We start from the raw sequence: 22847 nt of genomic DNA, 5'->3' as shown, positions 1-22847 counted from the left end.
GCCTCCACTCCCATGCTCCGCCTGCTGCGCACCTTCTCCTGGCAGGAACTGCGCCACCACCCCTGGCGCGCCGCAGCCGCCGTGGCCGCCGTCATGCTGGGCGTGGCGTTGGCCTTCGCGGTCCATGTGATCAATGCATCGGCCCTGTCCGAGTTCGCGCAGGCCGTGCGCAGCATCAACGGCCAGCCCGATCTGGAACTGCGCGCCACGCAGGGCAACCTGCCCGACGCGCTGTATGGCCTGGTCGCCACGCACCCGCTGGTGGCACGCGCCGGGCCGGTGCTGGAAACCTCCGCCCAGGCCAGCGTGCCCGGAACGGCGGGGGCCGCGGCGGTGGCCTTGCGCGTGCTGGGCGCCGACGCGTTGCTGCTGCCGACGATGGCCCCCGCCCTGGTGCCCCAGGCCTTCGAAGGCGCCGACCGGTTGGCGCTGCTGGCGCCGGCCACGGTGTTTCTGAACGGCGCGGCCCTGCAGGCACTCGGGCTGCGCGGCGATGCCGTGGTGCCGGCACTGCAGCTGCGCACGGGCCTGCAGGTGCACACGGTTCGCGTGGCGGGCACGGTGGCCGCGGGCGGCGCGCCGCTGGCCGTGATGGACATCGGCGCGGCGCAGGACCTGTTCCAGCGCGGCGGGCAACTGAGCCGCATCGACGTGCAGCTGCGCCCCGGCGCCAGTGCCGACGCCTTCCGCCAGGCGCTGCAGGCCCTGCCCGGCGCATCGGCCGGCGTGGCCGTGCTGCAGCCCGGGGATGCCACCGCGCGCACCAGCAACCTGTCGCGCGCCTACCGCGTCAACCTGACCGTGCTGGCGCTGGTGGCGCTGTTCACCGGGGCCTTCCTCGTGTTCTCGGTGCTGGCCCTGAGCGTGGCGCAGCGCGCGCCGCAGTTCGCCCTGCTGGCCGTGCTGGGCGCCACGCCCCGCCAGCGGCTGTCCCTGGTGCTGGCCGAGTCGGCGGCATTGGGCGCGGCAGGCAGTGCCGCAGGCATCGCGCTGGGCACCGCGCTGGCGGCCCTGGCGCTGCGCTGGCTCGGCGGCGATCTGGGCGGCGGCTATTTCGCCGGCGTGCAGCCGGCCCTGCAATGGAGCGCGCCGGCCGCGCTGCTGTATGGCCTGCTGGGCCTGGCCGCAGCGCTCGTGGGCGGCTGGTGGCCGGCCCGCGCGGCCCAGCAGTTGCCGCCCGCGCAGACACTCAAGGGCCTGGGCGCATCACTGGGCGGACCGCAGCGCGGTGGGCTGGCGTTGCTGCTGATGGCGGCCGGCGCACTGTTGGCCGGCGCGCCGCCCGTCTTCGGCATTCCGCTGGCCGCCTATGCCTCGGTGGGCCTTTTGCTGGTGGGCGGCATTGCCCTGCTGCCGTGGATCGTGGGCGGGCTGCTGCGCGGGCTGGCCCCCCTGGCCGGGCGGCACCTGCTGCCCTTGCTGGCGCTGGAGCGCGCGCGCCGCACGCGTGGCACCGCCGCCGTGGCGGTGGGCGGCGTGGTGGCCAGCCTGAGCCTGGCCGTGGCGCTCACGGTGATGGTGAGCAGCTTTCGCGGATCGGTCGGCCAGTGGCTGGATGCGGTGCTGCCCGCGCCGCTCTACCTGCGCCTGGCCAGCACGGCGGGGACCAACGCCGGGACGGACGATGCCGCGGCCTTTCCCCTCGGGTTCGACACCGCGGTGGCCCGGCTGCCGGGCGTGGCGCGCGTGCAGGCCCTGCGCACCAGCAGCCTCTTGCTGGACCCCGCCCGCCCCGCCATCGCACTGCTGGCCCGCCCGCTGGACGGCGACCCGGCCCAGGCGCTGCCGCTGGTGGGCACGCCGCTGCCCGTGCCGCCGGGGCGCATCGGCGTGTACGTGAGCGAGGCGGTGCTCGACCTGTACGGCGTGCAGCCCGGCATGGACTGGCCGGCGCTTTCGCAGTCTTTTCGGCCGCTGGCGCAAGAAAGCTCCCGGCAGGTTGCTCCGTTTTTCATAGCAGGCGTCTGGCGCGACTATGTGCGCCAGTTCGGCGCGGTGACGCTGGACCGTGCGGACTTCGTGCGCCTGACCGGCGACACGCGCACGAACGACCTGGCGCTGTGGCCGCGACCGGGTGCGGACGAGGCGGCGCTGCGCCAGTCGATCGAGCGGCTGGCCAGTGCCCCATCGGACGCAGCGGCAGCGGGCGGCACGGCGATCCCGGCGGGGGGGGCTCTGGAATTCGCCTCGGCGGCGGGCATCCGCGAGCGCTCGCTGCGCATCTTCGACCGCAGCTTTGCCGTCACCTACTGGCTGCAGGCAGTGGCGATCGGCATCGGCCTGTTCGGCGTGGCCGCCAGCTTCAGCGCCCAGGTGCTGGCGCGGCGCAAGGAATTCGGGCTGCTCGCGCACCTGGGCCTGACGCGGCGGCAGGTGCTGGCCGTGGTGGCCGGGGAAGGCGCCGCGTGGACCGCCATCGGCGCCGTCGCGGGCACCGTGCTGGGCTTGGCCGTGTCGGTGGTGCTGGTGCACGTCGTCAACCCCCAGAGCTTTCACTGGACCATGGACCTGCGGGTGCCCTGGCTGCGGTTGCTGGCCCTTTGCGCCGCTGTGCTGGCCACGGGCACCGTGACCGCCTGGCTGGCGGGGCGCGCGGCGGGGGGACGGCAGGCGGTGCTGGCCGTGAAGGAAGACTGGTAGGCGGGACTGACCTGCATCAACGAAAGCGTGATCTGCCTTCGCCATGGGCGTTTTCCCGAGTGATGCACCATCGTCACAGGCGTTAAATTTTGTTTGCAAGACAGTATTTATTTAGCGATGATTCGGTGTCGATAGTCAATTAGAAAACCGCAATGCGGACTCTCACGGACATGGCTGACCGGGCAGGAGTGACCCGGTCGTCGAGCCTGTCCGGTTAAATCAAGGAATTCGGTATGAAACAAGCATTCGGGCGGCTCCTGGTTGGGTTGGCGACCGCTTTGGTCCTGTGCAGCCCCGCTGCCGCGCAATGGGTCTTTCCACCCGGCTCGTCGCTCGACGTTCCCGCGGGAGGCCAGACGGATCTGGGCTGCTCCGCGCTCGACATGCAAGGCACGCTGAACCTCAATGGCGGCACGGTGACCGTGGACACCGACGCCACCTTCAGCTCGGGCTCCAACGTCACGGGCAGCAATGGCGTGATCTCGGTGGGCGGCAACCTCATCTCCGGCGGCAACATCAATACCGGCAACAACACCGTGGTGCTGCGCGACGGCTGCGATCCCGGCAACACCAGCCAGATCAGCGGCAACTTCGTGTTCCAGAACCTGACACTGTCCAGCACCACCGGCCGCACCTTCGTGCTGCCCGCCGGCACCAACATCACCGTGCTGGGCACGCTCACCGTGCAGGGCGCTCCTGGGCAGAACGTGCAACTCGTATCGTCCAACGGCACGACGGCCGTGGTCAACCTGGGCCCCAACGCCACCGTGGTGCGCAACTTCGCCACGGTGACCGGCACCGTTCAACTGGGTGCATTGCCCAACCTGGCCGCCATTCCCACCCTCAGCGAGTACGGCCTGATGCTGCTTTCGCTGCTGATCGGCATGGCCATGTTCTGGAAGCGGCGCGACATCGCAGCCCCTTCCCGCCGGATCAGCTGACGGGCATCGCCAGCCGATCCAACGCTAGAAAAACATTCAACACACTGCTAGACAAGAGAGGGTTTCCCCATGTCCAAGAATCGCCTGCACCGCTACTGGGTCGTTCCCGCACTGAGTTCCGTCCTGGCCCTGCATGCCGCCGGTGTGCTGGCCGCGGACATCACCGTCACGCCCCCTGCCGGCGGAGGATTCGTGGTCAAGGGCCAGGGCGGCCAGGAACGCCTGCGCGTGCAAGGCACGGGTGAGGTCTATGTGCCCGGCCTGTCCGCCTCGCCGACCAACGCCAGCCTGACTTGCTACAACGCCGCCACGGGCCAGCTGACGCAATGCGCCCCTGGCGTGGGCACCGGTGCGACGGGCGCTACTGGAGCCACGGGGGCCACTGGCCCCACCGGCGCGACGGGCCCGGTGGGAGCCACCGGGGTGACGGGCGCCACCGGGGCGGGTGTCACAGGTGCCACGGGCGCAACAGGGGTGACCGGTGCCACGGGCGTCACCGGGGCGACCGGCGTGACGGGCGCCACTGGCGCAACAGGGGTGACCGGGGCCACGGGCACGACCGGCGCCACCGGCCCCCAAGGGATTCAGGGCGTGACCGGCGTCACGGGCGCGACGGGCGTGACCGGCCCGACAGGAACCACCGGCGCGACTGGGCCGACGGGGCCTCAAGGCGCTCAAGGCAATCAGGGAGTTCAAGGCATCCAGGGCGTGACCGGTGCCACGGGTGTGACCGGTGCCACAGGAGCGACCGGCGTGACGGGCGCCACTGGCGCAACGGGGGCCACGGGCAGCGTAGGCTCGTTGACCACATCCCAGTCTACTGCCACCAATTGCAACGGCGGTACTGGCGAGGACACCCGGACGGCGACCTGCAGCGCGGGCAACGTCGTGTCCGGCGGGTGCAATTCGACCGACTTCCGCAACGTCATCGCCTCGTCCTATCGCTCGTCCGCAACGCAGTGGTCCTGCAAGTTCAACTGCACCGAAGTCGCCAACGTGGTGGCTGAAGCGTATTGCCAGTAACGCCCCTCCGTGAGGCATCCCGGGATATGAACGCCTTCGGCTTTCCGTGCCTGCGGGTGCCACGGCACCCGCAGTGATCCGCCCCCGCATCTGCCTGAATATGATCGTGAAGAACGAGGCACCGGTGATCACCCGGTGCCTCGCTTCGGTGCGGCCGTTCATCGACCATTGGGTCATCGTGGACACGGGCTCCACGGACGGCACGCAGGACATCGTTCGCCGCTTCCTGCACGACCTTCCCGGAACCCTGCACGAGCGCCCTTGGAAGAACTTCGCGCATAACCGCAACGAGGCCCTGGAACTGGCCCGCCCGCATGCCGACTACCTGCTGTTCATCGACGCCGATGAGCAGCTGCGCATGCCGGCGCAGTACCGGTGGCCTGCGCTCGACGCGGACGGCTACCTCTTCCTGTGCGACATGAACGGCTGGGAATACCAGCGCAACAGCATGGTGGCCACGCGCGTGGACTGGCGCTGGGAAGGCGTGCTGCACGAGTACCTGGCCGCGCCCGCGCACGGGCCCTGGCAGACGCTGGCAGGCCCGGTCATCGAGGTGGCCCATGACGGCGCGCGCGGGCGCGATCCCGACACCTACCTGCGCGACATCGCGGTGCTGGAGCAGGACCTGCGCGATCACCCGGACAACACCCGCAATGTGTTCTATCTGGCGCAAAGCTACCGCGATGCGGGCCGCCTGCAGGACAGCCTGGAGTGGTATCGCCGCCGCGCCGGCATGGGCGGCTGGAAAGAGGAATCCTGGTACGCGCTGTTCCAGGTGGCGGTGCTGACCGAGCGCCTGCAGATGCCCGACAGCGCGGTGCGCGACGCCTACCTCGCCGCCTACGCGCAGCGGCCCCAGCGCGCCGAACCGCTGTGCGAACTGGCGCGCTACCACCGCCTGCGGTCGGAGTTCGCGCTGGCGCACCTGTATGCCCAGCAGGCCGCGCGCATCCCGAGGCCGGCGGACATCCTGTTCGTGGACGGCGCGGTGTACGCCTGGCGCGCGCTGGACGAACTGGCCGTCAGTTCCTTCTACGCCCCCGGCGCGCAGGACCAGGGCCGGGACGCCTTGCGCCAACTGCTGCGCGACCAGCGCTTTCCGGCATCGGAGACCGCGCGCATGCAAGCCAATCGCACGTTCTACGGGCTGTGATGGCCCGCTGCGGGAACGGTCGCAGGCGCTGCGGCGCTCCCCGCCGGCCACCCACCACCGGACGGTCTGCCGGCCCCAGCTACCGCGCCATGGGGCTGGCCACGTGCAGGCACCGATCGGTCTGCGCCAACCGCTTTTTTTCGCGCGGTGACAATGGCTGGATGCGCCTGCCTGCTTTCGTCGTCCGCCTTACCGCCCGCCGCACCCTCAGCGCGTAAGGCCACCCGCCATGCACCCCATGAAACCGCCAGCGCCCCCCGCCCCGCCCGCCGGCTGGACGCGCCGCGCCTGGTTGGCGGCCACGGCCCTGGCCGGCGGCGCGCCCTGGCTGCCCGCCCACGCCCTCGCGCACCGCACGCTGGTGTTCCCGCAGGACCACGGCAGCCATCCGGCACTGCGCACCGAGTGGTGGTACATCACCGGCCAGGCGCGCGCGGCGGGGCGGCTGTGGGGGTTTCAGGTGACGTTCTTTCGCTCGCGGGTCGAGGCCGCCCAGTCGCTGCAGTCGGCCTTCGCCGCCAAACAACTGGTGTTCGCGCATGCCGCGCTGACCGACCTGGGCGGCGCCGCGCTGCACCATGACCAGCGCATCGCGCGCGCCGGCTTCGGCATCGCCGGAGCCAGCGAAGCCGACACCGACATCCGCCTGGGCGACTGGACGCTGGCTCGCACGCCCCGCGGTGCGGGGAGCCGCTATGCGGCACAGGTTCGCGCGGCCGACTTCGCGCTGGACCTGCAGTTCGACACCACGCAGCCCGTGCTGCTGCAGGGCGCACAGGGCCTGTCGCGCAAAGGGCCGGACGCCACCCAGGCCAGCTACTATTACAGCCAGCCCCAAATGGCCGTGACCGGGCACCTGCAGCTCGCGGGCCGGCGCATGGTGTTGGAGGCCGCGGCACCGGGCAGCCTGGACAACCGCGCCTGGCTGGACCACGAATGGAGCGATGCGCTGGTGCACCCCGATGCCGTGGGCTGGGACTGGATCGGCATGAACCTGCAGGACGGCAGCGCGCTCACGGCGTTTCGCTTGCGGCGCGGCGACGGCTCGGCGCTCTGGGCCGGCGGCTCGCTGCGCGCGGCCGGGGGCACCACGCAGGTGTTCGGGCCGCAGGCCGTCGCGTTCACCCCGCAACGCCACTGGACCAGTCCCGCCAGCCAGGCACGCTACCCGGTGCAGTGGCGCGTGGACACGCCGGCCGGATCGTTCGAAGTGCATGCGCTGCTGGACGCGCAGGAGCTGGACAGCCAGGCCTCGACGGGCGCCATCTACTGGGAGGGCCTGAGCGAACTGCGGGACGGGGCCGGCCGCGCGGTGGGGCGCGGCTACCTGGAGATGACCGGCTACGCCCGGCCGTTGCGGCTTTAGCCGCAACAGGGGCCGATGCGCACCGGCCAGGAGTCAGCCGGGCACCCCGCGCTTCACGCCCCGTTGGCTGAGGCCTTGCGCCCGGCGCGCCGCGGCAGGCGCGCGATGATCTCGCCCATGATCCCGCGGCGGAAGGCCAGCACGCACACCACGAAGATGAGGCCGGTGACCATGGTGACCGACTCGCCCAGGGTGTTGAACCAGTCCACGCCCGTGAGGGATGCGACCAGATGGCCGAACTCGCCGATCTTGTTTTCCAGCAGCACGACCACGGCCGACCCGACCAGTGGGCCCGACAGCGTGCCCAGGCCGCCCACCAGCGTCATCAGGATGACCTGGCCCGAGGCCGTCCAATGCACGTCGGACAGCGTGGCGAAGCCCAGCACCAAGGTCTTGAGCGAGCCCGCCAGCCCGGCGAGCGCGGCCGAGATCACGAAGGCCAGCAGCTTGAAGCGGTGCGTGTCGTAGCCCAGCGAAATGGCGCGCGGCTCGTTTTCCTTGATGCTCTTGAGCACCTGGCCGAACGGAGAGTGGATGGTGCGCACGATCAGCAGGAAGGCCAGCACCACCACCACCAGTGCCACGTAGTACATGGTGAGGTCGCTGGACAGGTCGATGAGCCCGAAGAGCTTGCCGCGTGGCACGCCCTGCAGGCCGTCCTCCCCGCCTGTGAACGGCGCCTGCAGGCAGGCGAAGAACAGCATCTGCGCCAGCGCCAGCGTGATCATCGAGAAATAGATGCCCTGGCGCCGGATGGCCAGCCAGCCGAACAGCAGCCCCAGCAGTGCGCCGCCGGCGGTGCCGGCCAGCAGGCCCAGCTCAGGGGTGAGGCCCCAGACCTTGATGGCGTGGCCGGCCACGTAGGCCGCGCCGCCCAAAAAGGCCGCGTGGCCGAACGACAGCAGCCCGGTGTAGCCCAGCAGCAGGTTGAACGCCGAGGCGAAAAGCGCGAAGCACATGAGCTTCATCACGAAGACCGGGTAGGCGCCCAGGAAGGGCGCCGCCAGCAGGGCGGCGAGCAGCAGGCCGTAGCCGATGGGGGCGAGTTTTTGGGAGTTCATGCGTGCGGCCCCTGCTTATCTCTCTTTGCCGAACAGGCCGGCGGGGCGGATGAGGAGAACGATCACCATGATGACGAACACCACGGTGGAAGAAGCCTCGGGATAGAACACCTTGGTGAACCCTTCGATCACGCCCAGGCCCAGCCCGGTGAGGATGGAGCCCATGATCGAGCCCATGCCGCCGATCACCACCACGGCGAACACCACGATGATGAGGTTCTGCCCCATGAGCGGCGTGACCTGGTACACCGGCGCGGCCAGCACGCCGGCGAAGGCGGCGAGCGCCGCGCCGAACGCGTAGGTGAGCGTGATCATCACCGGCACGTTCACGCCGAAGGCCTCCACCAGGCGCGGGTTCTCGGTGCCGGCGCGCAGGTAGGCGCCGAGCTTGGTCTTTTCGATCACGTACCAGGTGCCCACGCACACCACGAGCGATGCCACCACCACCCAGGCGCGGTAGTTGGGCAGGATCATGAAGCCGAGGTTGGTCGCGCCTTCCAGCAGTTCCGGCGTGTCGTACCCCAGCCCCGAGACGCCGTAGATGGAGCGGAACACCCCCTCGATCAGCAGCGTGAGCCCGAGGGTCAGCAGCAGGCCGTAGAGGTGGTCGAGCTTGTAGATCCAGCGCAGCAGCAGCCGCTCGATCAGCACCCCCAGGATGCCCACCACCACCGGCGCGGCCAGCAGCATCACCCAGTAGTTGATGCCCAGGTAGGTCATGCCCATCCAGGTGAGCATCGCGCCCAGCATGAACAGCGCGCCATGCGCGAAGTTGATCACGTTGAGCAGGCCGAAGATCACCGCCAGCCCCAGGCTGAGGATGGCGTAGAACGACCCGTTGACCAGCCCCAGCAGAAGCTGGCTCAACAGGCCCGGCAGTGAGACACCGAAGATTTGCATGGGAGGGCGCGAGTGGCAGTGAAGCGGTGAAAAAAGAAGGTCAGCGGAACGGGCGGTGCGTCATTTCCAGGCGGCGCACTTGCTCTCGGCCTGGGTGGCGAACACTTCCTCGCCGGGCAGCTTCTTGACGAGCTTGTAGTAGTCCCATGCGCCCTTGGATTCGGCCGGAGACTTCACCTGCATCAGGTACATGTCGTGCACGTAGCGGCCATCGGGGCGCAGCGTGCCGGAGCCGAAGAAGTCGTTCATCTTCATGCCGCGCCAGGCCTGCATCACCTTGTCGGCATCGGTGCTCTTGGCGGCTTCGACGGCCTTCAAATAGTTCATGGTGGCCGAGTAGTCGGCCGCCTGGATCTCGGTCGGACGGCGCTTGGTCTTTTCCATGAACTTGTCGGCGAACTTGCGCGTGTCGTCGTTCAGGTCCCAATACCAGCTCGTCGTGAACTGCAGGCCTTCGGTGGTCTTGAGGCCCAGGCTGTGGATGTCGCTGAAGAAGATCAGCAGGCCGGCGAGCTTCATGCTCTTGCCGATGCCGAACTCCTTGGCGGCCTTGATGGAGTTGATGGTGTCGCCGCCCGCGTTGGCCAGGCCCAGCACCTGGGCCTTGGAATTCTGCGCCTGCAGCAGGAAGGACGAGAAGTCCGACGCATTGAGCGGGTGCTTGACGCTGCCCACCACCGTGCCGCCCTTGGCCTTGACCACCGTGCTCGCATCGGCCTCCAGCGCGTGGCCGAACGCGTAGTCCGCCGTGAGGAAGAACCAGCTCTTGCCGCCGCCATCGACGATGGTGGCGCCCGTGCCCTTGGCCAGCGCCACGGTGTCGTAGGCGTAGTGCACCGTGTAGGGGCTGCACTGCTCGTTGGTGAGTGCCGAGGTGGCCGCGCCGTTGTTAATGAACACGCGCTTTTTCTCCTGCGCCACCTTGGCCATGGCCAGGGCCGTGCCGGAATTGGTGCCGCCGAACACCAGGGTCAGGCCCTGCGTGTCGATCCATTCGCGCGCCTTCGATGCGGCGATGTCGGCCTTGTTCTGGTGGTCCGCGCTCATCAGTTCGATGGGCATGCCCAGCACCTTGCCACCGAAGTCGTCGATGGCCATCTGGATCGCCACCGCGCCGTTCTTGCCTTCCACGTCGGCGTACAGGCTGGACATGTCGGTGATGAAGCCGATCTTGACCTTGTCCTGGGCCTGCACGGCCGATGCGGCCAGGCCCAGGGCGCCCAGCACCAGGGCCAGTCGGGTGAGTTGTCTGTTTTTCATGGCTTTGTCTCCTGATCTCGGATGTGTTTTTTTCGATCGTGCGCGTCAGCTCATTTCCACAGCGCGCATTTGCTCTCGGCCTTGGTGGTCCACACCTGGTCGGCGGGCAGCTTGCTCACGACCTTGTAGTAGTCCCAGGGCTCCTTGGATTCGGCCGGGGCCTTCACCTGCACCAGGTACATGTCGTGCGCGAAGCGGCCGTCCGGGCGGATCACGCCCTTGCCGTAGAAGTCGTCGATGGGCGTGGACTTGAGCTTCTCCATCACCTTGTCGGCATCGAGCGTCTTGGCGGCCTCCACGGCCTTCAGGTAGTTCATGGTGGCCGAGTAGTCGGCCGCCTGGATGTCGGTCGGCATGCGCTTGGTCTTGGCGAAGAACTTGCGGCCGAAGGCGCGGGTCTTGTCGTCCAGGTTCCAGTCCCAGCTGGTGGTGAGCAGCAGGCCTTCGGTGTTCTTCAGGCCCAGGCTGTGGATGTCGGTCACGAAGACCAGCAGGCCCGCCATCTTCATGGTCTTGTTGATGCCGAACTCGCGCGCGGCTTTGATGGCGTTGATGGTGTCGCCGCCGGCATTGGCCAGGCCCAGGATCTGCGCCTTGGAGTTCTGCGCCTGCAGCAGGAAGGACGAGAAGTCCGACGCGTTGATCGGGTGCTTCACGCTGCCCACCACCTTGCCGCCCTTTTCCTTGACCACCTTGGCCGTGTCGGCCTCCAGCGCGGCGCCGAACGCATAGTCGGCCGTGAGGAAGAACCAGTCCTTGCCGCCCTGCCCCACGATCGCGCCGCCCGTGCCCTTGGCCAGCGCCACGGTGTCGTAGGCGTAGTGCACCGTGTAGGGGCTGCACTGCTCGTTGGTGAGCGCCGAGGAGCCCGCGCCGTTCACGATGAACACGCGCTTCTTCTCCTGCGCCACCTTCGCCATCGCCAGACCCGTGCCCGAGTTGGTGCCGCCGAACAGCATGGTCAGGCCCTGCGTGTCGATCCACTCGCGCGCCTTCGATGCGGCGATGTCGGCCTTGTTCTGGTGGTCCGCGCTCAGCAGCTCGATAGGCTGGCCCAGCACCTTGCCGCCGAAGTCGTCGATGGCCATCTGGATCGCCACCGCGCCGTTCTTGCCTTCCACGTCGGCGTACAGGCTGGACATGTCGGTGATGAAGCCGATCTTCACCTTGTCCTGCGCCTGCGCGGAGAACGTCGCGAGGCCCGCGGCCCCCAGCAGCACGGCGAGCGCCTTGAGGTTCATCTTTTTCATGTCGTTGTCTCCTTGGGTCTTCGATGGAAAGGGGGATCGGGGCGCTCTGGACGAAGGCGGTGGTCGAAGCCGTCCCGCGCCGGGTCAGACGCCCAGCAGTTCGTTGAGCACGGGCATCTTGGCCTTCAGCTCGGCGGCGCCGAACTGCTCCACGATGCGGCCGTGCTCCATCACGTAGAAGCGGTCGGCCAGCGGCGCGGCGAAGTGGAAGTTCTGCTCCACCATCACCACGGTGTAGCCCTTCTGGCGCAGCGTGGTGATCATGCGGGCCAAAGCCTGCACGATCACCGGCGCCAGGCCTTCGGAGATTTCGTCGAGCAGCAGCAGCTTGGCCCCGGTGCGCAGGATGCGCGCCACCGCCAGCATCTGCTGCTCGCCGCCCGACAGGCGCGTGCCTTGGCTGTGGCGGCGCTCGGCCAGGTTGGGGAACATGGCGTAGATCTCGTCGACCGACATGCCCTGCGTGCCGGTCTTGAGCACCGGGGGCAGCAGCAGGTTCTCTTCGCACGACAGGCTGGAAAAGATGCCGCGTTCTTCCGGGCAGTAGCCCACGCCCAGGTGGGCGATGCGGTGCGTGGGCATCTGGATCGTTTCCTGACCATGGATGCGCACGGAGCCCTTGCGGGCGCCCGTCAGCCCCATCACGGCGCGCATGGTGGACGTGCGGCCCGCGCCGTTGCGGCCCAGCAGGGTCACCACCTCGCCGGGCTGCACCGTGATGTCCACGCCGTGCAGCACGTGCGACTCGCCGTACCAGGCCTGCAGGCCACTGATCTCGAGGGCCGGCGCGCTCATGCGTGGGCCCCTTGCAGTTGGCCATCGGTGGTGCCCATGTAGGCCTCCATCACCTGCGGGTTGCGCGAGACCTCTTCGTACGGCCCCTCGGCCAGCACGGCGCCGCGCTGCAGCACGGTGATGCGGTCGGCGATCGTGGAGATCACCTTCATGTTGTGCTCCACCATGAGGATGGTGCGGCCGGCCGAGACCTTCTTGATGAGCTGCGTGACGCGGTCCACGTCCTCGTGGCCCATGCCCTGCGTGGGCTCGTCCAGCAGCATCAGCTCGGGCTCCATGGCCAGCGTGGTGGCGATCTCCAGCGCGCGCTTGCGGCCGTAGGGCAGGTTCACGGTGGTCTCGTCGGCCAGGTCCTGCAGGCCCACTTCGGCCAGCAGCTCCATCGCGCGGCCGTCGAGCTGCTGCAGGCTGCGTTCGCTGCGCCAGAAGTGGAACGCCGTGCCCAGCTTGCGCTGCAGGCCGATGCGCACGTTCTCCAGCAGCGTGAGGTGCGGGAACACGGCGGAGATCTGGAACGAGCGGATCACGCCGCGCCGCGCGATGAGCGCCGGCCGCTCGCGCGTGATGTCCTCGCCGTTGAAGCGGATCACGCCGGAGGTCGGCTCCAGGAACTTGGTCAGCAGGTTGAAGCAGGTGGTCTTGCCAGCGCCGTTGGGGCCGATCAGCGCATGGATGGAGCCCCGGCGGACCGCGAGATTGACATCGCTGACCGCGGTGAAGCCTCTGAACTCTTTGGTCAGGCTGTGGGTTTCGAGAATGACGTCGCTCATTGCGCCTTGGCCGCTCCGTGGTGGTGCTGGGCGGGGCGCTTCGCCCGGGGGAGCGAGGCACCCTGGCCTGCGTTAGGTTGCACCGCATCCTAAGGCGCGCGCCCGCTGCGCAGATACTGGGACAAATGCCTATGTATAAACGCCTACCCGGCCGGCCGGCCGGCACCGCTCCCCTGGGGACGCCCGGGCGCGGTCCGGCGCACGCCTTCCGCCCCAGGCAGGGCTTTGGATGAAAACCGCTCCATGCCCTAGATCCAATTGTTCGGATAGCTATTAAATTAATAGCAAACCTGTGTCTCGGCAGGCTTCATGGCAAGGCGCATGCCGATCCGGGCGCGGACTCCTACACTGCGACCATGCCCTCCTCCTCCCCCACCCCCGGCGCCCCGCGCTCGCTCGGCGGCCTGCTGCCCTTCCTCCGGCCCTACGCAGGGCGCATTGCGCTCGCGCTGGTCTTCCTGGTGCTGGCGGCGCTGGCCACGCTGGCGTTTCCCCTGGCACTGCGCGAACTCATCGACGGCGGGCTGGTGGGCGCCACCCGCGGCGAGCAGGCCATGGCGCTGCGCGAGCATTTCGGGCTGCTGTTCGCCGTGGCCGTGGCGCTGGGGCTGTTCTCCGCCGCGCGTTTCTACACCGTGAGCTGGCTGGGCGAGCGGGTGACGGCCGACCTGCGCAACGCCGTCTATGCGCACGTGCTGGAACAAAGCCCGCAGTTCTACGAAACCACGCAGACCGGCGAAGTGCTGTCGCGCCTGACCGTGGACACCACGCTGGTGCAGACCGTGGTGGGCTCGTCGCTCTCGATGGGCCTGCGCAACGCTGTGATGGGCGTGGGGGCGCTGGGGATGCTCGTGTGGACCAATCCGTACATCATGTCGGTGGTGTTCGCCGCCATCGTGGTCGTGGTGCTGCCCACGCTGTGGATCGGCCGCTGGGTGCGCCGCCTCTCCCGGGCCAGCCAGGACCGGGTGGCCGATTCCAGCGCCATCGCGGCCGAGGTGCTCAATGCCGTGCCCGCCGTGCAAAGCTACACGGCCGAATCGCGCGAAGCCCGCCGGTTCGAAGCCTCCACCGAGAACGCCTTCCAGACCGCCGTGCGCCGCAGCCGGGCCCGCGCGGCGCTGGTGGCCTTCATCGTGATCGCCAACGCGGCGTTGCTGCTGTGGGGCCTGTACCGGGGCACGCAGGCGGTGCTGGCGGGCGAGATGTCGGCCGGCCACCTGGGGCAGACGGTCATCTACGTCATGTTCCTCGCGGGCGCCGTGGCCGTGCTCGGCGAGGTGTACGGCGACCTGCTGCGCGCCGCCGGGGCCACCGAACGGCTCATGGAACTGCTCGCCAGCCGATCGCCCATCGCCAGCCCCGCGCAGCCCGCGGCGCTGCCGGACACGGGCGGCGGGCTGCGCGTGGACTTCGACCGGGTGGCGTTCCACTACCCCTCGCGGCCGCAGGCACCCGCGCTGCGCGGCTTCGACCTGCACCTGTCGGCCGGCGAAACCGTCGCGCTGGTGGGCGCCAGCGGCGCGGGCAAGACCACGGTGTTCCAGCTGCTGCAGCGCTTCTACGACGTGGATGCCGCAGGCGGCGGCATCGCGCTGAACGGCGTGGACATCCGCCGCCTGGCGCTCAGCGACCTGCGTGCCCACGTGGGCATCGTGCCGCAGGACGCGGTGATCTTCTCCGCCTCGGCCCTGGACAACATCCGCTACGGCCGCCCCGGCGCCACCGAGCAGGAGGTGCAGGAGGCCGCACGCGCGGCCTTCGCACACGAGTTCATCGCGGCCTTGCCCGAAGGCTACGGCACCTTCCTGGGCGAGCGTGGCGTGCGCCTGTCCGGCGGGCAGCGCCAGCGCATCGCCATCGCCCGTGCCCTGCTCAAGAACCCGCCGCTGCTGTTGCTGGACGAGGCCACCAGCGCGCTCGATGCGGAAAGCGAGCGCATGGTGCAGGCCGCGCTGGACGCCGCCATGCAGCGCCACAGCGGCCAGCGCACCACGCTGGTCATCGCGCACCGGCTCGCCACGGTGCAGAACGCCGACCGCATCGTGGTGATGGACCAGGGGCAGATCGTGGAGGAAGGGCGCCATGCGGACCTGGTCCGGCAGGGCGGTGTGTACGCCCGGCTGGCGGCGCTGCAGTTCACGCAGTGAAGGCCGGCGGGTCGAGGCCTGCCATCCGGTCGGCGATGCCGACGCACCGGCAGGCGGCTACTGCAAGGTTTCCTTGGCCGCGTCCGGAAGCACCAGGGGCAGCACTGCGATCCCCTCTTCCAGCAGTTCGGCCGCCTCCTGGGCACTGGCCTGGCCGCGGATACCGCGCTCTTCGGTTTCGCCGTGGTGCATGCGGCGCGCTTCCTGCGCGAAGCGGGGCCCCACGTCCTCCGTGTGGGCCACGATGTGCCGGGCCACCCGCAGCCACGCGGCCTGCAGGGCGGAATCGCCCGGGGGCATGGAAGGGGATGGGTGGGCCACCGCAGTGCGGCCAGCACCGTCCTCGCGGGCGCGCGGGGCAGCCGGGTTGGGCGTTGCGCCCAGGTTCAGGCGCGGGGCGCTCAGGCCCTTGCGGATCTCGCTGCTGCCGCACAGGGGGCATTGAACGAGATCCCGCGCCAGCTGGCTCTGAAAATCGGCCTCGGACCCGAACCAGCCCTCGAAGGCATGGCCCTGTGCGCAATGGAGATCGAGCACTTTCATGGCAATGGGAATGGAGCAGGCAACGGAGGCAGACAGCCGGCGATGCGCAAGGCCTCAGCCCTTGTTGCGCCGCAGCAGGTAGCGGTAGATAAACCCGGGAAACGCCAGCGTGATGAACAGCGTGGCGGTGATCGCGTAGAACTCCCACTGCTGGGGTGCGATCTGCCCTACGCGGCGCTCCAGCAGCAGCGCGACGCCACCGACCAGAAAGTACAGCAGGGCCATCTCGCCCAGGCGCATCGCCATGGGCTTGGTGGGCGCCGCCTTCGGGCCCACCAGCAGCCAGCGCTGGCTGAAGAACGGCAGGTTGGCCCCGATGGCCGCCAGCACGATCACCAGCCAGATGGACGCGGTGGCGGACACGGAAGGAGCAACGGCCTGGGAAAGGGAAACCCGGGCGCGCTCAGGTCGCCAGCGCGCGCACGACGGCGTCGGCGCACAGCGCCATCAGGCCGCCGGGCAGCAGGCCCAGCACCAGCACCAGCGCGCCATTGAGCGTGAGCACCATGCGCACGTCCAGCGGGGCCGACACGTTCGCGGCGGTGAGCGGCGCATCGAAGTACATCACCTTCACGACGCGCAGGTAGTAGAAAGCGCCGATCAGCGACATCACCACCGCGAAGACGGCCAGGGCGATGTACAGCGTCTGGCCCGAAGCCACCAGGGCCTGCAGCACCGACAGCTTGGCGTAGAAGCCCACCAGCGGCGGCAGACCGGCCAGCGAGAACAGGCACACCGCCATCACGCCGGCATACAGCGGGCTGCGCTGGTTCAGGCCCGCCAGGTCGGAAATCTCTTCGCTCTCGAAGCCTTCGCGGGCCAGCAGCAGGATCACGCCGAAGCTCGCCAGCGTGGTCAGCACATAGCTCACCACGTAGAACATGGAGGAGCTGTAGGCGTTCTCGACCGCGTTGGCATCCACGTTGCCGTTGACCACGCCCGACAGCAGGCCCAGCAGCACGAAGCCCATCTGCGAGATCGTGGAGTACGCCAGCATGCGCTTGAGGTTGGTCTGGGCGATGGCCGCCAGATTGCCCACCAGCAGCGAGCCGATGGCCAGCACCGCGAGCATCTGCTGCCAGTCGATGGCCAGCGGCAGCAGCCCGTCCACCAGCAGGCGGATGGTGATGGCGAAGGCCGCCAGCTTGGGCGCGCCGCCGATGATCAGCGTCACGGCCGTGGGAGCGCCCTGGTACACATCGGGAATCCACATGTGGAACGGCACCACGCCCAGCTTGAAGGCCAGGCCTGCCACCACGAACACCAGGCCGAACACCAGCACCTGGTGGCGGATCTGGCCGGAGTTGACCGCCTTGAACACCTGACCGATATCGAGCGAACCGGTCGCGCCGTAGATCATCGACAGACCGTACAGCAGGAAGCCGCTGGCCATCGCGCCCAGCACGAAATACTTCATCGCGGCCTCGGTCGAGGTCGCATGGTCGCGGCGCAGGGCCACCAGCGCATAGCTGGACAGCGTGAGCAATTCCAGGCCCAGGTAGATCACCAGGAAGTTGTTGCCCGAGATCATGATGAACATGCCCAGCAGCGCGAACATCGACAGCGTGAAGAACTCGCCGCCGCGCAGCATGTCGCGGTCGCCGGCATAGGGGCGGCCATAGACCAGCGTGACCATCATGGCCACGGTGGCGAAGCACTTGAGCCAGTTGCCCATGGCATCGCTCACCACCATGTTGCCGAAGCCGTAGAACGTGTTGCCGGTGTTGGCGTACAGGGCCTGCAGCACGGCCACCACGGTCAAGGTGAGCATGGTGAGCACATAGGTGCCCGTGCGCCGTGGGCTGGTCACGCCCAGGTCCACGAGCGCGATCACGCAGGCCATGACCAGGAGCACGATCTCCGGATACACCGCCAGCCAGCTGATGTTGTCAATCATCTCGAGTCTCTCGTTTCAGTCTGGTCAGTTGAGCTTGGACAGCGCCACGTGCTTGAGCAGCTGCGCCACCGAAGCATCCATCACGTCGGTGAAGGGACGGGGGTACAGCCCCATGTACAGCACGGCAATCGCGAGCACGGCCATCACCAGGAACTCGCGGGCGCCGATGTCCTTGAGGTCCCTCACGTGGTCGTTGGCCACGGGGCCGAGGTAGACGCGCTTGTACATCCACAGCGTGTAGGCCGCGCCGAAGATCAGCGCCGTGGCCGCGGCCAGGCCAATCCAGAAGTTGGCCTTGACGGCGCCCAGGATCACCATCCACTCGCCCACGAAACCGGCCGTGCCCGGCAGGCCGCAGTTGGCCATGGCGAACAGCAGCGCGAAGGCCGCGAACTTGGGCATGGTGTTGACCACGCCGCCATAGGCCGCGATCTCACGGGAATGCACCCGGTCGTACAGCACGCCGATCGACAGGAACATGGCGCCCGACACGAAGCCGTGGGCGATCATTTGCACCAGCCCGCCCGACACGCCCAGGTCGTTGAAGATGAAGAAGCCCAGCGTCACGAAGCCCATGTGCGCCACCGACGAATACGCCACCAGCTTCTTCATGTCCTTTTGCACCATCGCCACCAGGCCCACGTAGATCACGGCCACCAGCGACAGCGCGATCATCAGCCAGGCCCATTCGCGCGCGGCGTCGGGGGCGATGGGCATGGAAAAGCGCAGGAAACCATAGGCACCCAGCTTCAGCATGATGGCAGCCAGCACGGCGGAGCCGCCGGTGGGGGCCTCCACGTGCACGTCGGGCAGCCAGGTGTGCACCGGCCACATCGGTACCTTCACCGCGAACGCGGCGAAGAAGGCGAAGAACAGCAGGGTCTGCGAACGGGCCGACAGCGGCAGCTGGTGCCACGTGGCGATGTCGAAGCTGCCACCGGACTGGTTGTACAGGTAGATCAGCGCGATCAGCATCAGCAGCGAGCCGAGCAGCGTGTACAGGAAGAACTTGAACGCCGCGTAGATCTTGTTGGGGCCGCCCCAGATGCCGATGATCAGGTACATCGGGATCAGCGTGGCCTCGAAGAACACGTAGAACAGCAGGCCGTCGAGCGCGCTGAACACGCCGATCATCAGGCCCGAGAGGATCAGGAACGCGCCCATGTACTGGTTCACGCGCTCGGTGATCGACTCCCACGACGCGATCACCACGATCACCGTGATGAACGCCGTGAGCGGCACGAACCAGAACGAGATGCCGTCCACACCCAGGTGGTAGTGGACGTTGAAGCGCTCGATCCACTGCGCTTTCTCGACGAACTGCGCTGCGGCGGACGTGGCCTCGAAGCCGCCGTACAGCGGCAGCGTGACGGCCAGACCCACCAGCGACCCGATCAGGGCCAGCCAGCGCACGGCGCGTGCGTGCTCATCGCGGCCAAAGGCCAGCAGCAGGGCGCCAAACGCGATCGGCACCCAGATGGCAAGACTCAACAAACCCATTTTTGTTTTCCCTCTACTTGTTGAGCCACACGAAGTACGTCATGAGCGCGAAGATGCCCAGGATCATGACCAGCGCGTAGTGGTAGATGTAGCCCGTCTGGAACCAGCGCACCACCCCCGCGACGCGGCCCACCAGCTTCCACGAGCCGTTGACCAGCGCGCCGTCGATCACGGCCTGGTCGCCGCCCTTCCACAGGCCGGTGCCCAGCGCGCGAGCGCCCCGCGCGATGATGTTTTCGTTGATCCAGTCGAGGTAGTACTTGTTCTCGAACAGCACGTAGATCGGATGGAAGATGCGCTTGATCGCGGCCGGCAGGGCCGGGTTGACCATGTACATGTAGTAGGACGCCGCCACGCCCGCCAGGGCCAGCCAGAACGGTGCGGTCTGCAGGCCGTGCAGCGCCATGCCCACGGGGCCGTGGAAGATTTCCGCCAGTTCCGCCATCGCGGGGTGCTTGGCGGCATCGACGAAGATCACGTCCTTGAAGAAGTCGCCGAACAGCATGGGCTGAATGAACAGGAAGCCGATGACCACCGAAGGAATGGCCAGCAGGATCAGCGGCACGGTGACGACCCAGGGCGACTCGTGCGGCTTGGCATCGTGGCCATGGCCGTGGTGGTCGTCATGGGCATGGTGGTCGTCGTGGTGCGCATCCGGGTTCTGGTCGTAGCGTTCCTTGCCGTGGAAGACCAGGAAGTACATGCGGAACGAATAGAACGCGGTGACGAACACGCCCGCCAGCACGGCGAAGTGCGCGAAACCTGCGGCCGGCAGCGTGCTGGCATGCACGGCTTCGATGATGCTGTCCTTGGAATAGAAGCCCGAGAACAGCGGCGTGCCGATCAGTGCCAGCGAACCCAGCAGCGACGTGATCCAGGTGATGGGCATGTACTTGCGCACGGCGCCCATCCAGCGGATGTCCTGGTTGTGGTGCATGCCCATGATGACCGAGCCCGCGCCGAGGAACAGCAGCGCCTTGAAGAACGCGTGCGTCATCAGGTGGAACACCGCCACCGAGTAGGCGGAGGCACCGAGCGCCACCGTCATGTAGCCCAACTGCGACAGCGTGGAATAGGCCACCACGCGCTTGATGTCGTTCTGGATGATGCCCAGAAAGCCCATGAACAGCGCCGTGATCGCACCGATCACGAGGATGAAGTTGAGCGCGGTGTCCGACAGTTCGAACAGCGGCGACATCCGCGACACCATGAAGATGCCGGCCGTCACCATGGTGGCGGCGTGGATCAGCGCGGAGATGGGCGTCGGGCCTTCCATCGAGTCCGGCAGCCACACGTGCAGCGGAAACTGCGCGCTCTTGCCCATCGCACCGATGAACAGGCAGATGCAGATGACCGTGATCAGCATCCAGCTGGTGCCCGGGAACGACAGTGCTCCGAGCTCACCCGCCTTGCCGAAGATCTCGCTGTAGTTGAGCGTGTTGGTGTACGCCGCGATCAGGCCGATGCCCAGAATGAAGCCGAAGTCACCCACGCGGTTCACCAAGAACGCCTTCATGTTGGCGAAGATGGCGGTCGGCTTGTTGAACCAGAAGCCGATCAGCAGGTACGACACCAGGCCCACGGCTTCCCAGCCGAAGAACAGCTGCAGCAGGTTGTTGCTCATGACGAGCATCAGCATCGAGAAGGTGAACAGCGAGATGTAGGCGAAGAAACGGTTGTAGCCGTCGTCTTCTTCCATGTAGCCGATCGTGTAGATGTGCACCATCAGCGACACGAAGGTCACCACGCACATCATCATGGCCGTGAGGCTGTCCACGAGGAAGCCGACCTCCATCTTGAGGCCGCCGACCACCATCCAGGTGTAGAGCGTTTCGTTGAAGCGCGCGCCGTCCATGGCCACGCTCTTGAGCGTCATGGCGGACAGGACGAAGGCCGCCAGCACGCCGAGAATGGTCAGCGTGTGGCTCAGCCGCCGGCCGATCCGGTTGCCGCCGAAGGCGGTGCCGAAGATACCCGCCAGGGCGGATCCCACCAGCGGTGCCATGGGCACCGCCAGCAGTGTCGAAGCAGAAAGGGTTTGGCTCATTCTTGAGGACCTTGGCTAGTACCGGCGACTCAACCCTTGAGGGTGTTGAGGTCTTCCGCGTTGATGCTGGATTTGTTGCGGAACAGCAGCACCAGGATCGCGAGGCCGATGGCCGACTCTGCCGCGGCGACCGTCAGGATGAAGAACACGAACACCTGGCCGTGCATGTCGCCCAGGTAGTGCGAGAACGCGACGAAGTTCATGTTCACGGCCAACAGCATCAACTCGATCGCCATCAGCAGCACGATCAGGTTCTTGCGGTTCAGGAAGATGCCGATGACGGCGAGCGCGAACAGCATCGCGCCCAGCGACAGGAAATGGCCCAGGGTCAATGTCATGCCTTCTTCTCCTCGGCAGCGGGCGTCGCCGCTGCTTCCTCTGCAGGCTTTTGCGTCGCGGCGACCTTCACCAGCGCCACGCGGTCGCTGGCGCGCACACGGATCTGCTGCGATGGGTTGATCGCCTTGCTGTCCTTGCGCTGGCGCAGGGTGAGCGCGATGGCCGCGATCATCGCCACCAGCAGGATGACCGCTGCGATCTCGACGGGGTACAGGTACTCGGTGTAGAGCAGCTTGCCCAGCGCCTTGGTGTTCGAGTAAGGCAGCACATGGCCCGCCGCATCGACCACGGCCGCCACCGCCTTGGGCTCGTCCATGCCACGGAAGCCGCCCATCAGCACGGCCGCCATTTCCAGGGCGATCAGCGCGCCGATGAAGGCTGCCAGCGGAAAGTGCCGCCAGAAGCCCTGCCGAATAGAATCGATGTGGATGTCCAGCATCATCACCACGAAGAGGAAGAGCACCATCACCGCGCCGAGGTACACCAGCACCAGGGCGATGGCGAGGAACTCCGCCTTCAGCAGCAGCCAGATGGCGGCCGCCTGCGAAAACGCGAGGATGAGATACAGCACCGCATGCACGGGGTTGCGCGCGGTGATGACCCGGAAGGCTGCAAAGAGCAGCACGACCGAGAACAGATAGAAGAAACCAGTCTTGGCGTCCATGAATCGGGTCTTTGTAGGGGTTCTGGAGCCGCGCTCAGCGGTACTTGGCGTCGGCCGCCTTGGCTGCAGCGATCTCGGCCTCGTAGCGGTCCCCCACGGCCAGGAGCATGTCCTTGGTGAAGTACAGGTCGCCGCGCTTTTCGCCGTGGTATTCCAGGATCTGCGTCTCGACGATGGAGTCCACCGGGCAGCTCTCTTCGCAAAAGCCGCAGAAGATGCACTTGGTCAGGTCGATGTCATAGCGCGTGGTGCGGCGCGAACCGTCCGCACGCACGTCGGACTCGATGGTGATCGCCAGTGCCGGGCACACGGCTTCGCACAGCTTGCAGGCGATGCAGCGCTCTTCGCCGTTGTCGTAGCGACGCAGCGCGTGCAGGCCGCGGAACCGGGGCGACAGGGGCGTCTTCTCTTCGGGGAACTGAACGGTCACCTTGCGCCGAAACGCGTAGCGACCCGTCAGGGCCATGCCCTTGACCAGCTCCACCAGCATGAAGCTCTTGAAAAAATCCTTGATCGAAAAGGATGCAGTAGCAGCAACAGCAGTCATC

The 22847-nt window shown here is 67.6% G+C and carries 20 protein-coding genes; 6 read left to right on the top strand and 14 right to left on the bottom strand.

All coding sequences use genetic code 11. From position 1 onward, the window contains the following. The first annotated feature begins 12 nt into the window (after positions 1 to 12). The 5 genes from AVTE2539_RS13940 (at position 13) to AVTE2539_RS13920 (ending at position 7123) form a co-directional block, all read left to right on the top strand. Entirely contained in the window at positions 13 to 2640 is a 2628-nt protein-coding gene (locus tag AVTE2539_RS13940; RefSeq protein ID WP_284411408.1) for an ABC transporter permease, read from the top strand. Between the two features lie 233 nt (positions 2641 to 2873). Further along, positions 2874 to 3581 carry an IPTL-CTERM sorting domain-containing protein gene (locus AVTE2539_RS13935; RefSeq protein WP_284411406.1) on the top strand — a complete coding sequence of 236 codons (708 nt, stop codon included), beginning with the start codon at positions 2874 to 2876 and terminating at the stop codon, positions 3579 to 3581. A gap of 69 nt (positions 3582 to 3650) precedes the next feature. Beyond that, positions 3651 to 4604, top strand: coding sequence for a collagen-like protein (locus AVTE2539_RS13930; RefSeq protein ID WP_284411404.1), 954 nt, complete (start codon positions 3651 to 3653; stop codon positions 4602 to 4604). A gap of 100 nt (positions 4605 to 4704) precedes the next feature. Then, on the top strand, positions 4705 to 5757 hold the full coding sequence (locus AVTE2539_RS13925; protein WP_284411402.1) for a tetratricopeptide repeat-containing glycosyltransferase: 1053 nt from the start codon (positions 4705 to 4707) through the stop codon (positions 5755 to 5757). 238 nt (positions 5758 to 5995) lie between these two features. Continuing rightward, the gene (locus AVTE2539_RS13920) at positions 5996 to 7123 is read left to right on the top strand and encodes a lipocalin-like domain-containing protein (protein WP_284411400.1); all 1128 of its coding nucleotides are present in this window, start codon (positions 5996 to 5998) and stop codon (positions 7121 to 7123) included. A 53-nt stretch (positions 7124 to 7176) separates the two neighbouring features. Here AVTE2539_RS13920 and AVTE2539_RS13915 read toward each other — a convergent pair whose 3' ends face one another. The 6 genes from AVTE2539_RS13915 to AVTE2539_RS13890 all read right to left on the bottom strand — a co-directional run bounded on the left by AVTE2539_RS13915 (position 7177) and on the right by AVTE2539_RS13890 (position 13159). Beyond that, the gene (locus tag AVTE2539_RS13915) at positions 7177 to 8184 is read right to left on the bottom strand and encodes a branched-chain amino acid ABC transporter permease (RefSeq protein WP_284411396.1); all 1008 of its coding nucleotides are present in this window, start codon (positions 8182 to 8184) and stop codon (positions 7177 to 7179) included. A gap of 15 nt (positions 8185 to 8199) precedes the next feature. After that, the gene (locus AVTE2539_RS13910) at positions 8200 to 9084 is read right to left on the bottom strand and encodes a branched-chain amino acid ABC transporter permease (protein WP_272568004.1); all 885 of its coding nucleotides are present in this window, start codon (positions 9082 to 9084) and stop codon (positions 8200 to 8202) included. 60 nt (positions 9085 to 9144) lie between these two features. Next, complete coding sequence (locus tag AVTE2539_RS13905) at positions 9145 to 10344, bottom strand: ABC transporter substrate-binding protein (RefSeq protein ID WP_284395524.1); 1200 nt, start codon at positions 10342 to 10344, stop codon at positions 9145 to 9147. Between the two features lie 50 nt (positions 10345 to 10394). Beyond that, positions 10395 to 11594, bottom strand: a complete 1200-nt coding sequence (locus AVTE2539_RS13900; protein WP_272568000.1) for an ABC transporter substrate-binding protein — start codon at positions 11592 to 11594, stop codon at positions 10395 to 10397. Between the two features lie 84 nt (positions 11595 to 11678). Then, complete coding sequence (locus tag AVTE2539_RS13895) at positions 11679 to 12389, bottom strand: ABC transporter ATP-binding protein (protein WP_284411393.1); 711 nt, start codon at positions 12387 to 12389, stop codon at positions 11679 to 11681. Further along, complete coding sequence (locus AVTE2539_RS13890) at positions 12386 to 13159, bottom strand: ABC transporter ATP-binding protein (RefSeq protein WP_272551665.1); 774 nt, start codon at positions 13157 to 13159, stop codon at positions 12386 to 12388. The genes AVTE2539_RS13895 and AVTE2539_RS13890 overlap by 4 nt, the downstream gene beginning before the upstream one ends. Positions 13160 to 13515: 356 nt before the next feature. Here AVTE2539_RS13890 and AVTE2539_RS13885 point away from each other — a divergent pair, with 356 nt between their 5' ends. Continuing rightward, the gene (locus AVTE2539_RS13885; protein WP_284411391.1) at positions 13516 to 15309 is read left to right on the top strand and encodes an ABC transporter transmembrane domain-containing protein; all 1794 of its coding nucleotides are present in this window, start codon (positions 13516 to 13518) and stop codon (positions 15307 to 15309) included. Positions 15310 to 15366: 57 nt separating this feature from the next. Here AVTE2539_RS13885 and AVTE2539_RS13880 read toward each other — a convergent pair whose 3' ends face one another. Genes AVTE2539_RS13880 through nuoI form a run of 8 tightly spaced genes read right to left on the bottom strand, consistent with a single transcriptional unit; the run spans position 15367 to position 22846 of the window. Then, positions 15367 to 15852 (bottom strand): DUF1178 family protein, encoded by a 486-nt coding sequence (locus AVTE2539_RS13880; RefSeq protein ID WP_284411389.1) that lies wholly within the window; start codon positions 15850 to 15852, stop codon positions 15367 to 15369. A 54-nt stretch (positions 15853 to 15906) separates the two neighbouring features. Then, on the bottom strand, positions 15907 to 16215 hold the full coding sequence (locus tag AVTE2539_RS13875) for a DUF2818 family protein (RefSeq protein WP_272567997.1): 309 nt from the start codon (positions 16213 to 16215) through the stop codon (positions 15907 to 15909). A gap of 40 nt (positions 16216 to 16255) precedes the next feature. Continuing rightward, positions 16256 to 17749 (bottom strand): NADH-quinone oxidoreductase subunit NuoN, encoded by a 1494-nt coding sequence (gene nuoN / locus AVTE2539_RS13870; protein WP_272551660.1) that lies wholly within the window; start codon positions 17747 to 17749, stop codon positions 16256 to 16258. Positions 17750 to 17773: 24 nt separating this feature from the next. After that, positions 17774 to 19249: an NADH-quinone oxidoreductase subunit M gene (locus tag AVTE2539_RS13865; protein WP_284411387.1), complete on the bottom strand. Its 1476-nt coding sequence runs from the start codon at positions 19247 to 19249 to the stop codon at positions 17774 to 17776. A 13-nt stretch (positions 19250 to 19262) separates the two neighbouring features. After that, positions 19263 to 21296, bottom strand: coding sequence for an NADH-quinone oxidoreductase subunit L (gene nuoL / locus AVTE2539_RS13860; RefSeq protein WP_284411385.1), 2034 nt, complete (start codon positions 21294 to 21296; stop codon positions 19263 to 19265). A 29-nt stretch (positions 21297 to 21325) separates the two neighbouring features. Continuing rightward, entirely contained in the window at positions 21326 to 21634 is a 309-nt protein-coding gene (nuoK, locus tag AVTE2539_RS13855; protein ID WP_005793248.1) for an NADH-quinone oxidoreductase subunit NuoK, read from the bottom strand. Continuing rightward, positions 21631 to 22299 carry an NADH-quinone oxidoreductase subunit J gene (locus AVTE2539_RS13850; RefSeq protein ID WP_284405991.1) on the bottom strand — a complete coding sequence of 223 codons (669 nt, stop codon included), beginning with the start codon at positions 22297 to 22299 and terminating at the stop codon, positions 21631 to 21633. Before AVTE2539_RS13850 ends, nuoK begins: the two co-directional genes overlap by 4 nt. Before the next feature lie 34 nt (positions 22300 to 22333). Then, positions 22334 to 22846 (bottom strand): NADH-quinone oxidoreductase subunit NuoI, encoded by a 513-nt coding sequence (gene nuoI / locus AVTE2539_RS13845; RefSeq protein ID WP_092744422.1) that lies wholly within the window; start codon positions 22844 to 22846, stop codon positions 22334 to 22336. Between the last annotated feature and the right edge of the window lies 1 nt (position 22847).

Origin of the sequence: Acidovorax sp. SUPP2539 (assembly GCF_030158975.1) — a bacterium.
Classification (GTDB): Bacteria; Pseudomonadota; Gammaproteobacteria; order Burkholderiales; family Burkholderiaceae_C; genus Paracidovorax.
Note: the sequence above shows the minus strand (reverse complement) of the source record. Positions and strands in the feature narration are given on the sequence as shown.

Coding starts and splice junctions, on each gene's coding strand:
- AVTE2539_RS13940 (WP_284411408.1), top strand. CDS start 13: ATGCTCCGCCTGCTGCGCACCTTCTCCTGGCAGGAACTGCGCCACCAC.
- AVTE2539_RS13935 (WP_284411406.1), top strand. CDS start 2,874: ATGAAACAAGCATTCGGGCGGCTCCTGGTTGGGTTGGCGACCGCTTTG.
- AVTE2539_RS13930 (WP_284411404.1), top strand. CDS start 3,651: ATGTCCAAGAATCGCCTGCACCGCTACTGGGTCGTTCCCGCACTGAGT.
- AVTE2539_RS13925 (WP_284411402.1), top strand. CDS start 4,705: ATGATCGTGAAGAACGAGGCACCGGTGATCACCCGGTGCCTCGCTTCG.
- AVTE2539_RS13920 (WP_284411400.1), top strand. CDS start 5,996: ATGAAACCGCCAGCGCCCCCCGCCCCGCCCGCCGGCTGGACGCGCCGC.
- AVTE2539_RS13915 (WP_284411396.1), bottom strand. CDS start 8,184: ATGAACTCCCAAAAACTCGCCCCCATCGGCTACGGCCTGCTGCTCGCC.
- AVTE2539_RS13910 (WP_272568004.1), bottom strand. CDS start 9,084: ATGCAAATCTTCGGTGTCTCACTGCCGGGCCTGTTGAGCCAGCTTCTG.
- AVTE2539_RS13905 (WP_284395524.1), bottom strand. CDS start 10,344: ATGAAAAACAGACAACTCACCCGACTGGCCCTGGTGCTGGGCGCCCTG.
- AVTE2539_RS13900 (WP_272568000.1), bottom strand. CDS start 11,594: ATGAAAAAGATGAACCTCAAGGCGCTCGCCGTGCTGCTGGGGGCCGCG.
- AVTE2539_RS13895 (WP_284411393.1), bottom strand. CDS start 12,389: ATGAGCGCGCCGGCCCTCGAGATCAGTGGCCTGCAGGCCTGGTACGGC.
- AVTE2539_RS13890 (WP_272551665.1), bottom strand. CDS start 13,159: ATGAGCGACGTCATTCTCGAAACCCACAGCCTGACCAAAGAGTTCAGA.
- AVTE2539_RS13885 (WP_284411391.1), top strand. CDS start 13,516: ATGCCCTCCTCCTCCCCCACCCCCGGCGCCCCGCGCTCGCTCGGCGGC.
- AVTE2539_RS13880 (WP_284411389.1), bottom strand. CDS start 15,852: ATGAAAGTGCTCGATCTCCATTGCGCACAGGGCCATGCCTTCGAGGGC.
- nuoN (WP_272551660.1), bottom strand. CDS start 17,749: ATGATTGACAACATCAGCTGGCTGGCGGTGTATCCGGAGATCGTGCTC.
- AVTE2539_RS13865 (WP_284411387.1), bottom strand. CDS start 19,249: ATGGGTTTGTTGAGTCTTGCCATCTGGGTGCCGATCGCGTTTGGCGCC.
- nuoL (WP_284411385.1), bottom strand. CDS start 21,296: ATGAGCCAAACCCTTTCTGCTTCGACACTGCTGGCGGTGCCCATGGCA.
- nuoK (WP_005793248.1), bottom strand. CDS start 21,634: ATGACATTGACCCTGGGCCATTTCCTGTCGCTGGGCGCGATGCTGTTC.
- AVTE2539_RS13850 (WP_284405991.1), bottom strand. CDS start 22,299: ATGGACGCCAAGACTGGTTTCTTCTATCTGTTCTCGGTCGTGCTGCTC.
- nuoI (WP_092744422.1), bottom strand. CDS start 22,846: ATGACTGCTGTTGCTGCTACTGCATCCTTTTCGATCAAGGATTTTTTC.